The 13543-nt window shown below is 70.1% G+C and carries 8 protein-coding genes; 4 read left to right on the top strand and 4 right to left on the bottom strand.

The window, feature by feature from the left end:
* Window positions 1–98: 98 nt before the first annotated feature.
* Window positions 99–1919 carry a c-type cytochrome gene (locus tag WMF22_RS16395; protein WP_437300006.1) on the bottom strand — a complete coding sequence of 607 codons (1821 nt, stop codon included), beginning with the start codon at window positions 1917–1919 and terminating at the stop codon, window positions 99–101.
* Between the two features lie 438 nt (window positions 1920–2357).
* Between WMF22_RS16395 and WMF22_RS16400 the strand changes: the two genes are divergently transcribed.
* The 3 genes from WMF22_RS16400 to WMF22_RS16410 all read left to right on the top strand — a co-directional run bounded on the left by WMF22_RS16400 (window position 2358) and on the right by WMF22_RS16410 (window position 9840).
* Window positions 2358–4025, top strand: a complete 1668-nt coding sequence (locus WMF22_RS16400) for a TolC family protein (protein WP_437300007.1) — start codon at window positions 2358–2360, stop codon at window positions 4023–4025.
* A gap of 173 nt (window positions 4026–4198) precedes the next feature.
* A complete protein-coding gene (locus WMF22_RS16405; protein ID WP_438036311.1) occupies window positions 4199–6415 on the top strand; it encodes a sodium-translocating pyrophosphatase in 2217 nt (738 codons plus the stop codon).
* A 95-nt stretch (window positions 6416–6510) separates the two neighbouring features.
* Window positions 6511–9840, top strand: a complete 3330-nt coding sequence (locus WMF22_RS16410; RefSeq protein WP_438036312.1) for an SNF2-related protein — start codon at window positions 6511–6513, stop codon at window positions 9838–9840.
* A gap of 162 nt (window positions 9841–10002) precedes the next feature.
* Here WMF22_RS16410 and WMF22_RS16415 read toward each other — a convergent pair whose 3' ends face one another.
* Genes WMF22_RS16415 through WMF22_RS16425 form a run of 3 tightly spaced genes read right to left on the bottom strand, consistent with a single transcriptional unit; the run spans window position 10003 to window position 11837 of the window.
* Window positions 10003–10611: an ExbD/TolR family protein gene (locus WMF22_RS16415; RefSeq protein WP_437300010.1), complete on the bottom strand. Its 609-nt coding sequence runs from the start codon at window positions 10609–10611 to the stop codon at window positions 10003–10005.
* Window positions 10608–11171: an ExbD/TolR family protein gene (locus WMF22_RS16420; protein WP_012235623.1), complete on the bottom strand. Its 564-nt coding sequence runs from the start codon at window positions 11169–11171 to the stop codon at window positions 10608–10610. The genes WMF22_RS16415 and WMF22_RS16420 overlap by 4 nt, the downstream gene beginning before the upstream one ends.
* A gap of 3 nt (window positions 11172–11174) precedes the next feature.
* Complete coding sequence (locus WMF22_RS16425; protein ID WP_272098212.1) at window positions 11175–11837, bottom strand: MotA/TolQ/ExbB proton channel family protein; 663 nt, start codon at window positions 11835–11837, stop codon at window positions 11175–11177.
* A 1011-nt stretch (window positions 11838–12848) separates the two neighbouring features.
* Here WMF22_RS16425 and WMF22_RS16430 point away from each other — a divergent pair.
* The gene (locus WMF22_RS16430) at window positions 12849–13469 is read left to right on the top strand and encodes a MotA/TolQ/ExbB proton channel family protein (RefSeq protein WP_231864858.1); all 621 of its coding nucleotides are present in this window, start codon (window positions 12849–12851) and stop codon (window positions 13467–13469) included.
* Window positions 13470–13543 lie beyond the last annotated feature (74 nt).

Genomic DNA, 13543 nt, shown 5'->3' on the forward strand with positions numbered 1-13543 from the left:
GCCGCGCCAGCATATCGCGGCTCGGCGCTCGTTACATCATTCGCGGTGAAGGGGCGCGATCGGGCGGGCTCATCGGCGGAAAATCCCGCCGGAAGGGGTCAGAGGGTCTCGAGGTAGGCGACCAGATCGTCGATCTGGGCGTCCGAGAGCTGGGACGTCTTGCCGTGCCGGTCGCCGCCGCCGCAGGCGGGGTTGATGAACCGGTCCTTCAGCGTCGGCGCGCATCCGTCGTGCATGAACGGCGCGCGCGCGCCGATGCGGACCAGCGACGGCACCTGGAAGGCCTTGCCCGTACCGACGTCGAACGAATCGTTGGTCGTGAGCTGAGCGCCCGCGTGGCAGCTCGCGCAGTCGACGGCCTTGTCGTGGAAGAGGGCCTCGCCGCGCGCGACGGCCTCTGCGTCGGGCGCCGACGACACCGGCGGAGCGGGGAGGCTGTCGATCCACCGGGCGAAGACCTTCACCCGGCGCGGCCCCTGGTGCATGCCGCCCATGCGCCGCTCGAAGACCTCGTCCATGATGGCCTCGATACCCGACATATCGCCGTCCCAGTGGAACGGGGCCGTGTTGAGGATGCCGCCGCTGACGAACTGGGTGCGCCGCGGTCCGATGGGGTTGAAGTGCCAGGTATGGCTGTCCTCGCCTCCCTCCGGATGGCACGACGCACACGCCATCGGGCCGGCAGCGTTCCGGTGGAACATCTCGTGGCCGGTGTCCCTGCGGCTCTCCCCGGGGAGCGTGATGACCTTGGCGACGCGGTTGCCGACGCTGTTGGGAGCCCCGAGGACCTGGATGCCCGCCGGCTCGCGGGTCTGCACCACCACCGAGCCGCCGGCGAACGCGACGGCCGTGGGCTCGCCTTCCACGACCACGCGCTGCTCCGCCTCGACGCAGGTTCCTTCGAAGGAATCCATGGTCATGTTCAGGTTCGCGCGGCTGGTCATAAGGATCTCGCTCTTGCCGGCCGCGACGACCGCATACGAGAGACCGTCATCGGACACCGCGACATCGACCGGCAGGGTCGCGGAGGGGAGGGCAGCGGCCAGGTTCGGCTGGCCGTCGGAGTCGGGCGTGCCGACCTCCGAGACCGTGCCGTGGACGACGCTCCCATCGCACCCGCCGGAGCTGTAGCCCCCCTCCACGATCTCGACGGGCGCGATCAAGGAGCGCTGGTGGACCATCGCGATACCGCCTGTCGGCAGCTTGATCGTCCGCCAGGCGACGGTCGGCGCGAACTCCTGCCCGAACAGGTTGAATTTCGGGAGCTTCTTTTGCTCCATGACCATGCCGTCCGCCCCGATGGTGAGCAGCTCGGCAGACCGGAATTTGCTGACCAGGAGCCGGTCCCCGTCCACGACCACGTCGCGCAGGTCGCGATCGAGCTTCAGGCGGCGCGTCGCCGCGCCGGGACCGGCCGGGAGCGTGACGAGCTCGCCGCCGAGGCAGGCGACATGGATCGCGTCGGCCTGCGCATCGTAGGCGACCCCCCGCGGGGCCGGGCACACGTCGCGCCGGTCGACGATCGTCCCGCTGTCCGCGTCGACGGTCACGATCGCGCCGCCGCGGCGGAGCGCGACGTGGAAGCGACCCGCGTCGTCCTCGACGACCCTGCCCGGCTCGTCGCCCTTCTGCAGGGCGATCTCCGCGGTCAGCTTCTGCGCCTGGAGATCGACGATCCACACCCGGTCGCGATCCGGATCCGCGGCCACCGCGCGGAGGGCGCTCTTGCTCACGGCCAGCGTTCCGCCGCTGATGGCGGGCGGCGGCTCCGCCGCGACCGCGACGCTCCCAGGATCGCCGATGTCGGGGGTGTCGTCCTCACCGAGCTCCCACGGAGCGCAGGCGGCAAAGGGTGATGCAATCACAAGGACGGCGAGGAACGGGGAGAAGCTGCGGCGCGACGCAAGCAGTCTATGCATGAGGGCCTCCGGTCCGCCGCCAAGCAAGATGGCGGCCACTTCATTCGATGTTCTTCCATCCGATCGCGCGCGGCAATATGTGTTGCCGCGGAGAGAGCGACGTAGTCTTGCCGTCCACAACGCGCGTGAGCCGGGGTTGGGTGGCGCGTCTGGCGCGGGTCCCGTGATGCGCATCGGTGACGCCGTCCCTGCTGTCGTGGCCCATTGCGGCACGGCATGACGAGCGCACCAGACCATCGGGTCCGGCGTGGTCCCGGACGGTGTCCTGCGCGGCCGGCCCATGACGTGGTCCTTTGGGCGCAAGCACCCCGTGGGCCGAGAGCGCGGGCTGCCGGTCACCTTCGCCAGACCGCGAGGCGAGCCATCGCCGAGACGCGATGCGTGGGATCGCCTGTGACTTGACGGGTGCTCTCGCCGCCCATAAGTGACCGACCGGTCATGAAAAGCACCGCACCCTCGTCTCGACGCAGCATCTCGCTGGCTTCGACGCTCGCCGGGCTGCTCGCCCTCGGGCTCATCGCCTCACCGGCCGCGGGGCAGCCGGCCGCTCCCCGACCGGCGGCTCCGCAGCCGGTCACCCCGCCGCCCGCCCCGGCGCCTCCTGCCGCAGGCCAGCCGCAACCCCCGGGCGCTCCTGTCGCTGCGGCCCCGCCGGCGGCGCCGAAGGCCGATCCGCTCGCCACGGCGCTCGCGCCGCAGCCGGGGGGGCTGACGCCGGACGACATCGCGAAGGCTGCGCTGCGGACGCGCGCGTCGCTCCGGGCCAAGCAGGCCGATCTCCGCGCGGCGGCTGCGAAGGTCGACCAGGCCATGGTCAATTACTTTCCGCGGCTGACGCTCACGGCCACCTACACGCGTTTGTCGGAGGTCGAGACCCCGGCCCTCGGCGCGGGGGCGCCGGTCGTCGGCGTGACCAACGGCCCGGGGCAGTCTGGATTCAGCGAGGGACCCCTCTCCACCGCGCCTTGCGCAGACGCTGCGGGGCAGTGTGTCGTCGACGGCGGCGGCCGCTTCGTGACCCTCAGCCGTTCTCCTGGGCTCAGCCTCCCTTCGTCCGTCAACTCCTACTCCCTGACGGCGAGCCTCGCCGTACCCATTTCGGATTACGTGTTCCGCATCTCGCAGGGATACGCCGCTGCGTCCCACGCAGAGAGCGCGAAGAAGCTCGAGCTGCAGGCGGAGACGCTGCAAGCCGCCGCCGACGCGAAGATCGCGTTCTTCAACTGGGTCCGCGTGAAGGGGCAGGTCGTCGTCGCAGGTGAGGCGGTGTCTCAGGCCAGGGCGCACGTCGAGGACGCGCGCCGCACCTTCGAAGTCGGGCTGCTCTCGCGCGCCGACGTGCTCCGGCTCGAGGCCCAGGTGGCCGGCGCGGAGCAGGTGCTCAATGAGGCGCAGGCAGCGCTCATGGTCGCGGACGACCAGATCCGTATCGCGCTCGGCGCCGCGCCGGACAGGCCGCTCACGCTGGGGATCGACGTGATGGGGAGCGCGCCTGCGAAGCCGCCCGCGGAGGCGCTCCCGGCGCTGGTCCAGGAGGCGCTCCAGAGGCGCCTCGAGATCCGCGCGCTCGACGAGACGCAGTACTCGCTCGAGAAGGCCGAGGCGGTCACGCGGGCCGGCTACTTCCCGCGGCTCGACGGGTTCGCCGATCTCACCTACGCGAACCCCAACCAGCGCGTCTTCGGAGCTCAGGACAGGTTCGATGCGACGTGGTCCGCGGGCGTCCGCGCCACGTGGGTCGTCAACGACATCTTCACCACCGCGGGCGCCTCCGCCGAGGCGAACGCCCGCACCACGCAGATCGCGGAGCAGAAGGCCGCGCTGCGCGACGCCCTCCGCCTCGAGGTGGTCTCGGCGTATTCCGAGCTGAGCAAGGCCGCGAGCAGCATCGAGTCTGCAGAGCGCCAGCTCGCGGCGGCCGCGGAGTCGATGCGCGTCCGATCCGAGCTGTTCCGGGCAGGGCGGGCCACGAGCGTCGACGTTGTCGACGCCGAGGGCGAGGTGACGCGCGCGCGGCTCCAGCAGCTCAACGCGCGTGTCGGCGCGCTCGTCGCCAAGACCCGGCTGGACCACGTGGTCGGACGCGACGCGAAGGACCTGAAATGACCTGGCCGCGCGCGTCTTCTTCGCTTGCGCGGCCATCCTGGCCGGAGTAGGGAAGGCGTGCGCCGCTGCAGCGCGGGTTCCTGCGGCGCCCTCGTCGACACCGCGGCAATCACCCGCATCATCCCTCACCGGCCGAGGCAGCGCGTCCACGGTGCGCGCCCGGTCCGCCCGTCATGACGGAGCTTGCGCTCATCCTCAGCGGCGGCCTGCTCGGGCTCGCCTTTGCGGCTTACCTCGCTCGCTGGGTCGTCGCGCGCCCCGCGGTCGAGCCCGAGATGCAGCGCGTCGCCGCGATCATCCAGGGCGTCGCGGAGGCGTACTTTCGCCGCCAGAGCAGCGTGATCGGCGCGGTCTCCGCGATGCTCGGAGGCGCCATCTTCCTCGCTTACGGCCTCCTCCGGCGCACCGGGGAGAACAACCCGGTGCCAGCGCTGGAGCTCGGTGTCTGGCTGACGCTCTCGTTCGCGGTCGGGGCCGCCAGCGCGGTCGCGACAGGCCGCGTCGCCGCCTGGATCGCGCCCCGCACCAGCGTGCGCGCCGCGAGCGGCGCCCGCCGCTCGCTCGATCTCGCGCTGCAGATCGCCCTCCGCGGCGGCGCCGTGTCGGGGCTCTTCGTCGCGAGCATGAGCCTGCTCGGCCTCGGCGGCCTGTTCGCCGCGGTCCTCGCGTTCCGTGGCGGCTTCGGCGCCGAGCCGGCCGAGGCGCTCGCGCTCGCCCCGACCATCCCCTGGGTCATCGCCGGTTATCCGCTCGGCGCCTCCTTCGCCGCCCTGATGGCGCAGCTCGGCGGCGGCACCTTCTCCAAGGCGGCCGACCTCGGCGCGGACCTCGCCGGCGCGGAGGTCGGGCTCGACGAGGACGACCTCCAGAACCCGGCCACGATCGTCGATCTGGCAGGTGATACGGTCGGCGACTGCGCCGGGCGCGCGGCCGGCGTCTTCGCCTCCACCGTCGCCGAGAACGCGGGCGCCATGGTGGTCGGCGCGATGCTCTTCCGCAACAACGCCGGGCTCCCGAGCGCCCTCGCCGTCGTGCTCTTCCCGCTCGTCAGCCGCGCGTTCGGCCTCATCGCGACGCTCTTCGGCGTGATGGTCGTCAAGACCGACGACCGCGAGGACGCCTTCAACGCCCTCGTGCGGGGGCTCTACGTCACGGCCACCCTCCACGCCGTCGGCATCGCCGGGGCCGCCAAGTGGCTGCTCGACGCCCACTGGGTCATCTTCTTCGCCTGCGGCGTGATCGGCATCGTCACCGGCATCGCCGTGCTGCACGTCACGCAGTACTACACCGAGCAGCGGCACCGCCCGGTGCGCGAGCTCGCCGAGGCGGCCCGCAGCGGCTCCGCGATGGCGGTGCTGCGCGGGCTCGCCATCGGCCTCGAGAGCTCGGTGCTCCCGCTCCTGGTCGTCGTCGGCGCCACCTTCGGCTCCTACCTGCTCGGCGCCCGCTCCGGGCTCGCCGGGGGGGGCCTGTTCGGCACCGCGGTCGCGACGATGGGGATGCTGGGCACCGCGGGGTACGTCCTCGCCATGGATGCGTTCGGCCCCATCGTGGACAACGCGGGCGGCATCGTCGCCGTGACCGTCGCCCGCGAGCGGCCGGACGTGCGTGGCCGCACCCTCGTGCTCGACGCCGTCGGCAACACGACCAAGGCGCTCACGAAGGCGTACACGGCCGGCGTGGCCGCGCTCGCCTCGCTGCTGCTCGTCGCCGGCTACCTCGATGAGTCCCGGCGCCGCGCGTTGACGTCGAGCGCGCCGATCCGCGGCGAGACGACCGCGATGGTCCTGCGCCTCGACCGGCCCGAGGTCTATCTCGGCGCCCTGGTGGGGATCCTCCTTGTCTTCTGGCTGGCCGGCCGCTGCATTCGCAACGTCCTCCAGGCTGGCCGGCGCGTCCTCGACGAGGTGAGGCGCCAGGCCCGCGCCCGCCCGCCGGGGTTCGTCGGCGACCACGAGCCCTGCGTCGAGATGGTCTCTCGGGCCGCGCTGCGCCATATGATCGCGCCAGCCCTCGTCTCCGCGGTGGTGCCCGTCGTCGTGGGACTTGCCTTGCGCTTTGCAAGGACGGAAGATAATCCTCTGGTCGCGGCCGATTCAGTCGCGGCCTTGATCATGGCCGGGACGGTCGCAGGCGTCCTCGGGTCGCTCTTCTTGGGGAATACCGGGGCGATCTGGGACAATGCGAGGCAGTACATCGCGACCGGCGCGCACGGTGGGCGCTACCTTGTCGACGAGACGGGGGCGCGGGCGGACAACCCCACCTACGGTGCCGCCGTCGTCGGCGACACGATCGGCGATCCGCTCAAGGACGTGGCCGGTCCCGCGATCCACGTGCTCATCAAGATGCTCCCCGCCGTGATCATCGTGTTCTTGCCGTTCTTCATCTGATGACGGTTCTTCACCCAGCGGGATTTGCCAAGAGATCCCGTTCACCCGACCCATCCCGGCGAATCACCGCCGCACCCGTATCCCGAGCCCACGACGTGCCGCCTCCGATCTCCGACGCACTCTCCACCCTCAGCGATCGTGGCCTGCGAAGGCTGCTTGGCGCCCGCACCTTCCTCCGCGGGCTGGAGTACTTCCGCCGCCGCGTCGTCGAGGACATCTCCATCAACGAGACGATGGCGAGCGGCACCGTCCGCGCCGCCGACTCCGAGCCGTATCCGGTCAAGGTCGAGCTATCCCCCGATGGCATCCAGTCGCAGTGTTCCTGTCCGGCGTTCCAGAAGGCTGGGCAGCACTGCAAGCACGTCGCGGCGCTGCTCATCAGCATCCGCGACCAGGCGCGCGGCGCGCAGCCGCGGCGCGAGCCGCCGATCCCGGCGCTCGTCCCGCAGACCGCCCACGCCGGCGGTGACGCCCTGAAGCGCGTGCGCCGTCGCGACCGCCGCGGGCGCCTGGCGATCACGCCGGCGGCGCCCGTCCCGACCGTCGTCGGCTCCCACGGGCCGCCGGGCTCACCCGTCGCCCTCGCGGCGCCGATCCTGGACGCGACGGCCAAGCAGACCGGGATCGGCGCCTGGCTTCCGCCCGAGGGCGTCACTGGAGCACGGCGCGTGGAGTTCCGCCTCCACGTGCGGCAAGGGGCGCTGACCGTCACCGTCCTCGACGCCGAGGCGCGCGTCCCGGTGCTGCCCTCTGCGGCGCTCGCCTGGCAGGCGCTCTACCCGACGCCGGATCGCGACGCGCTCCGGCTGCTCGCCCGGTTCGAGAGCGGCAACCCGCGCCACCCGGCCGTCGACATCCGCGGCGAGGACGTGGCCGAGCTGCTCCCGCTGCTCGAGGGCCAGCGCGTGCTGCTCGAGCCGGCCCTGATGCAGCTCCGCTTCGGCGACGACAGCCTGCGGCCGCGCTTCGATCTCGAGACCGTCGGCGGCGACACCATCATCGTGAAGACGAGCTTCGAGCGGGGGAACGACAAGCGCCGCTTCTCGCTGCTGCAGGGCGGGTGGTTCGAGGGCTGGCCGGGCTGGCACATCGACACGCAGGAGGGGCTCGCGCGCCGCATCGACAAGCGCGTCTCCCCCGCGGCGATGCGCCGCCTGCTCCGCTCGCCGACCATCGGCGAGCCGATGAGCGAGCTGGCCCGCATCATCATGCAGGGGCTGCCCAAGATCGCGCTCGAGGTCGGCGCGGAGCTGCCCGACCTCAACCAGATCGCCGAGGTCGTCGACCTCGTGCCCACGTTCCGCATGCGCGCAGGCGGCTCGCTCATCGAGGCGCGCGTCACGCTGACCGCCGCCTACGGCGACGCCGAGGTCGCGGTGCGCGCCGACGGCATGTCGCCCCCGGTGCTCGTGCAGCCGCCCGAGGAGGGGATGAAGCGCGCCCGCTGCATCCGCGTGGACATCGCCGCGCAGCAGGAGGCGGCGAGCAGGCTGCTCGCCCTCGGGCTCAAGCCGGACGAGACGGGCCAGGGCTTCATCGCGAACGGCGACCAGGCGCTCACCTTCTGGACCGAGGGGCTCGCCGAGCTCCCCGACGACTGGGACCTCTTCGTCCCGGAGGATCTCGTCGACACGCAGGTGCGCGGCAGGCCGATCGGCGTGTTCGCCAAGGTCACCTCGGGGATGGACTGGCTGAACGTCAAGCTCAGCTTCGAGAGCGAGGGCATCGGCGTCGATCGCGACGAGCTGCGCCGCTGCCTCGCCGAGGGCAAGCGCTACGTCCGCCTCGAGGACGGGTCGTTCGCCGCGTTCGATCCCGACGCCGTGCGCGCGATGCTCGATCGCGAGGTCGAGCTGATGATGGCGGCCGGCAAGAACGGCCGGCTGCCGCTCGCGCAGGCCGGGCGGGTGCACGAGCTGCTCCAGCACGCGAGCGGATCGAGCGTGACCGCCTCCGCGCGCGAGCTGTTCCAGAAGCTCAGCAACATCGACGAGATCGGCAGCACCAAGCGGCCGAGGAACCTGAAGGCCACGCTCCGCCCCTACCAGGAGGCGGGCCTCTCGTGGCTCAAGTTCATCCATGACATCGGCTCGGGCGGCGTGCTCGCCGACGACATGGGCCTCGGCAAGACGGTCCAGACGCTCGCCCTCCTGCTCGCCGTCAAGCAGGAGGAGAAGCACATGCGCGCGCTGATCGTCGCCCCGACGAGCGTCGTCACGAACTGGGAGCGCGAGCTCGCCCGGTTCGCGCCGTCGCTGTCGGTCGCCCTCTGGCACGGCGCCGATCGCAAGGATCAGATCGACGAGGTGAAGGCCGCGGAGGTGGTGATCACGAGCTATGCGCTCCTCCGTCGCGACGAGGATTTCCTCGCGCAGCTCGACCTGAGCTACGCCATCCTCGACGAGGCGCAGCACATCAAGAACCCGATGAGCGCCACCGCCGCGGCGGCCAAGCGGCTCCGCGCGAAGCGCCGGCTCGCGCTGACGGGCACGCCCATCGAGAACCGGCTCTCGGAGATCTGGTCCATCTTCGACTTCGTCTCGCCGGGCCTGCTCGGCTCGCTCGACAAGTTCGAGGCCCGCTTCTCGCGCCCGATCGAGGCGGGCGACTACAAGACCGCGCAGCGGCTCCGCGCCGCCATCCACCCGTTCATCCTGCGCCGCACGAAGCAGGAGGTCGCCAAGGATCTCCCCGAGAAGATCGAGATGGATCAGATCTGCGATCTCACCGGCGAGCAGCGGGCGCTCTACCTGCAGGTCGCGCGCGAGGTGCGGACGCAGGTCCTCGGCGAGGTCGAGCGCGTCGGCCTCGCGAAGAGCCAGCTGCAGATCCTCGCCGGCCTCACCCGCCTCCGGCAGGCGGCCTGCGACCCGCGGCTGCTCGGCTTGCCGCGGGAGTTCGGCGACGACGACTCGGGCAAGCTCGTCGCGGTCCGAGAGCTCATCGCGAACGCCGTCGAGGGCGGGCACAAGGTCCTCGTCTTCAGCCAGTTCGTGATGATGCTGAGGCTCATCGAGAAGGCGATGAAAGAGGATGGTGTCGCCTACGAGTACCTCGACGGCTCCACGAAGGACCGGGCGGAGCGCGTCGACCGCTTCCAGAACGATCCGAGCGTGCCGGTCTTCCTCATCAGCCTCAAGGCGGGCGGCACGGGCCTGAACCTCACCGCGGCCGACACGGTCATCCACTTCGATCCGTGGTGGAACCCGGCGGTCGAGCAGCAGGCCACCGACCGCGCCCACCGCATCGGGCAGACGAAGGTGGTGACGGCCTACCGGCTCATCGCCGAGGGGACGATCGAGGAGAAGATCCTGCTGCTCAAGGACAAGAAGCGTCAGCTCGTCGCCTCCGTCCTCAGCGAGGACGCGGGCGGCGCGAAGAAGCTCACCAAGGCCGACCTGGAAGAGCTGTTCGCGGTGGAATGAGAGAACGACGGCGCGCAGGGGGAGCGCGCCGGTCGGGGAGCACCGGGCCGATCCATGAGGGGGCGCAGTGGAGCGCGCCCTCATGGGGGCACGGGTGGATCCATGGCGGCGCTCGGAGTGGCCCTCGCGGGGCCTTCCGGCACCGCAGGGCGGGGGAGGGGGCTACGGCTTGCGGCCGCCGCTCAGGACCATCAGGTGGTACTTGCCGAACTCGCTCTGCCCCAGGGTGAACAGGACCTCGATCAGCAGGCGGTACGGCGTGGTTGCGTCGGCGACGATGATCGCCTCCGACGACGACGGATCGAGCCCTTTCGCCGCGCGAATGGCCTTGTCCGTCTCGCGCGCGTGGGACAGGGCGTTCGCCAGCGGCACGATGTAGAGATCGTTCGGGCCGCTGCGCTTGTACTTTGCGTCGACGCCCGACTGCGCGAGCTGCTCGCGGTTGGGCAGCATGACGATCGGGGTCGGATCCTCGCCGACCAGGATCTGCGACTTCGAGACGATGACGACGACACCCTCCTGGGAAGGTTCGGCCTGCATCACCGACTTCGGCAGGGTGAGGTCCTTCGACTGCGGGATGGATGCCGCCGACGATCCCACGCTCTTCAGCAAGAAGACGAGGATGATCGTCATCAGGTCGAGCATCGCCGTGATGTTCAGGAAGTCGATCTCGGGCTCCCGCCGGTTCCTTCGGATCGCCTTCCGGAGGGCCGCCTTGTAGCGGACGACCGTCGCCCTCGGCCGCGGAGCAGGTCGCTGATCGGCGCTCATCGGGCCACCCCGAAGTGGACCTCCGGGAACAGCACCTCCCCGTCGTCGCTCCTCAGCGCATCCATCACGTCGATGATCGTCTTGTAGTCGATGCCCGGGTTCGCCGTGATCGTCACCTGCGTCTCCTCTTTGAACTCGGGGCGGGCGTTCTTGAGGCGCTTCGCGCACGCCGTGAGCGCGGGGTAGTCATAGCTGTCGTTCGCCTTCGGCACCGTGACCCCGCCGCCCACGTCCTGGCAGCCGGTCGCGATGTTGCCGCTCGACGTCTTCAGCGAGATCCCCTGGCTGGTGATGAACGCGGAGAGGTTCAACGCCTTGCTCGAGAGCTCGCTGCGCACCTTGCCGCCGCCGATGGACGGCGGGGTCGTGTCGATCGACGACACGAATGTCACCGACACGCTGGCGAGCACGAAGATGAGGATGTTCGTGATGATGTCGAGGTACGGGACGACGTTGAGCTCGCCGGCCTCCTCCCCGGCTTCGGGCTCCTTGGGCTGCGATAGGCGCCGGATCTTCGATCGCTGCGCCGAGCTGAGCGGGACGTCTTGCGGGTCCGCCATGGGCTAGTAGCCAGGCTTGCTGCTGATCGTGAGCAGGTTGAAGACGCGCTCGGTCGTCGACTCGAGATCGTGCTGGATGTTCTTGGAGCGGGTGTGGAGCAGCACGTGCGCGATCATGCACACGACCGCGATGGCGAGGCCGAACGCCGTGTTGTACATGGCCTCCGCGATGCCGTTCGAGAGCATCCGCTGCTTGTCGGCCTGCGAGAGGCCCTGGGCGGCGATGGAGGCGAACGTGTTGATCAGGCCGGAGACCGTCCCGATGAGGCCGATCAGCGTCGCGATGTTCGCGAGCGACCACAGGGCGCCGATGCGCTTCTCCACGGCGGGCTTGAGCTCGGACAGCTTCTCGCTGAGGGCGGCGTCGATCTCGTCGGCCCCCTTGTTCGCGTGGGTCAGGCCGGCCTTGACGAGCTGCAGGATCGGGTAGTCGCTCGCGTCGCAGAGCTTGATGGCGCGGTCGATGTTGCCGGCCGCCACCAGCTTCTTGACCTGCGCGAAGAACTCCTTGGAGTTCACGCGGTAGCGCCCCAGCTGGAACGCGGTTCGTTCGATGATGATGGTCACCACGACCGCGGAGACGACCAGGTTCGCGATCAGGAAGGTCGGATTGTGCTTGATGGCCTCCCACATCCCACCTTCGCCACCACCCTCGGCCGCCAACATCAGCAGATGACGCATCCTCGAAGTCCCTTTCTCAGCGTCGTCAGAAGCCCGACAATCTCCAGGCGCGGCGACTATAACTGCCGCCCGATCCCGCGCGCAAGCTCGGCGATGCTGCCGCGCCCCGAGCCGCGAGGCCGAGATCGCCGAAAATCGCCGCAAGAACCAGCGTATCTCACGGCGAGCTCGCTCCGGCCACGCGGACGGGCGCCGTCCGCGTCGAGGCCGGACAGGGTGGTCCGGAGACCCCTGATTCGCTCCGGCTGCGGGCGTCTGAGCGGGCTGCCGTGCTCTGCCATCGCCGCGTCGTCCGGGCGGATGAGCCGCTGCGCTCGCTCTCGGGTGACGCGGCTCGCACTGCCGCGGCGCGCTGTCGGGCCGGCGGCGGTCATGCGGGCGCTGCGCCCCCTGAAATTCGCGGCATCTGCCGCTGGTCGGCCCGCATCGCTCCCGGCCGATCATGACATAACCCCGCGATTGTTGTAAAGTTTTGCCCGTATCAGAGCGCTCACGTGTGGCCAAATCTCTCTTGACGGCGCCGGGTCTCAATCGCGAAGATGCGCGAGTCCCCCGGGCGCGTCGGCGTAGCTCGGCCACAAGGCGGCACGCTCTGCGGTGAACGGGGAGCCGCGCCCAGAGCCATGAAAGGGCCCCTGGCGCGACGACGCGAAGTCAGTCTTGGACGACAGGTGGGAGAGCTGGGACGGCGCCGCGCGCCGGCACCAGAAGAGACGATCAGGACTCTTGCAGAGGTCAGCGCCGCTCGGTTAGCGTCCCGTGGGCATCTCGCCAGAGAGCGACAGCAGCACGCCGTCCACGGCCAGCGCCGCCAAGCAAAACAGGCCTCTCATCCGTCTTTACGTGTGAGTGAAAGACTGCCGCCCCTCGGCAACACGAGTCTGACAAAGGGAACCGATCGAGTTGCGCGAAACCTCATCCCGGGGACGCGAGGCGAACTGGAGGACAGAAGCAATGCACGGAGCGTATGAAGCTTTCAAAGAGGGTGGGTGGGGTATGTGGCCCATCCTGTTCTGGTCGATCCTCACGATCGGCATCATCGTCGAACGCGCCCTCTACCTGTTCGGCTCGTCCATCAACAAGGACGTCTTTCTCGCCACCATGCAGAAGTGCATCCTGGCGGGTGACGTTGCCAAGGCCGTGAAGATGTGTTCGGCGGCGAACGCCCCGCTCGCCCGCATCGTCCAGGCCGGCCTTGTCAAGGTGAACCGTCCCGACGAGGAGGTCCAGGCGGCGATGGACGAGGCGGCTCTCCGCGAGCTGCCGAAGATCTCGGCGCGCACCTCGTACCTCGCGCTGCTCGCGAACCTCGCGATGCTCTCCGGCCTCCTCGGGACGGTGACGGGCCTCATCAAGTCGTTCGGCTCCGTCGCCGGCGAGTCGGTCGACCCCAGCCAGAAGGCCCGCGTGCTCGCGCTCGGGATCTCCGAGGCCATGAACTGCACCGCCTTCGGCCTCGGCGTGGCCATCATCGGCCTCATCGGCTTCGCCGTGCTGAACGGCAAGACGCAGCACATCGAGGACGACATCAACGAGGCGTCGGTGCAGATCCTCAACCTCGTCGTCGCGAACCGTCAGAAGGTGAATGTCGCAGCAGTAGGTCAGGCGGCTGCCTGATGGTCCTCGGCGGGCCCGGGTCGTCGAGCGCCCTCCGCGCGCGATGCCGCCTGGGCCCGCTTTCGCGCCTCGAA

Source organism: Sorangium sp. So ce204, assembly GCF_051526795.1.
GTDB classification, from domain to species: Bacteria; Myxococcota_A; Polyangia; order Polyangiales; family Polyangiaceae; genus Sorangium; species Sorangium cellulosum_B.